The 1,158-nt window shown below is 42.7% G+C and carries 1 protein-coding gene; it reads right to left on the bottom strand.

Features of this window, described 5'->3' with window-relative positions; all coding sequences use genetic code 11:
- Positions 1–541 precede the first annotated feature (541 nt).
- On the bottom strand, positions 542–1,158 hold a 617-nt coding region (locus tag OYT88_RS20680), incomplete at its 5' end, for an acetate/propionate family kinase (RefSeq protein WP_443217555.1).

Below are 1,158 nucleotides of genomic sequence, written 5' to 3'. Positions count from 1 at the left end.
TCCTTTTCATTATATAAAAAGAGGCGATTTTTTTCTGTGATCTTTCAAGGATGAGCGAAAAACGAGAGGGAAAAAATGTCCCTCTCGTTTTTCACTACAGACTGACCTTTTGAGACAGCCTCTTTTTGAAATGTGCGGCGCGAGGTTGCGGCGAGCCGTACTATAAAACCTGCATTTCCGTGTTTTTATACCAGAGCCATGAAAAGCTCTGATATTGGAGTGTTTTTTGACCCATCGTACTCGTATCATTCACTGATATGAATGACATTTTCAATAGCCTCGCTCACATTTTTAATAATATTCTTTTTTAGGGAAACGCAGCCGGAGGAGCGTTGTTCGCGTCTTATCGTTTTTCTTGTTCGATTGCGGAACAGGCTTCTCCTCATTTCTACGGTGGAATCTTGTGGGGAAATCCTATCATTGTTTTTACTCATTTTATCACTTTAAAAATGCTGTTAAACCGGCGTATCTATTTAATTTTGAGATTATTTCTGTAAGATGATAAATTAAAAATGAATGAAAACATCTCTTACATCGCTTATTATCCTGATTTTTTTTCCAACTGCATTTGCGATAATCTAACCGTATCGCGGGCAATCATTATTTCTTCGTTAGTGGGAATGACCAGCACCTTGACCGGAGAATCCGTTTTGTTGATAAATATTTTCTCTCCATTCACCCGATTGGCTTCATCATCGCAGAATACACCCATGAATTCAAGACCATGCAGGACTTCCCGGCGAATCATCGGGCTATGTTCGCCGATTCCCGCCGTAAAAATGATTGCATCCACCCCGGACATTTTTACTGCATAGGACCCAATGTATTTTTGAATGCGTTCAGCAAAAATTTGAATTGCCAGTTTTGCCCGATGATTGCCGTGCTTTGCTTCTTTTTCTATATCGCGCAGATCGCTCGAGACACCCGAAATGCCGAGCATCCCGCTTTTTTTATTCAGTACGTTCACGGCCTCGGTCGCATTCATACCGGTTTTATCCATAATATAGGGGATCAGGGCAGGGTCGATGTCCCCCGAACGCGTTCCCATGGTCAGCCCGGCAAGGGGGGTAAACCCCATCGATGTATCGATTGACTTTCCTCCCTTAACGGCCGTGATACTGGAACCATTGCCCAGATGGCAGGAAATCAGTTTAAGTT

Source organism: Sporolactobacillus sp. CQH2019 (genome assembly GCF_028765345.1).
GTDB lineage: Bacteria > Bacillota > Bacilli > Bacillales > Sporolactobacillaceae > Sporolactobacillus.
Note: the sequence above shows the minus strand (reverse complement) of the source record. Positions and strands in the feature narration are given on the sequence as shown.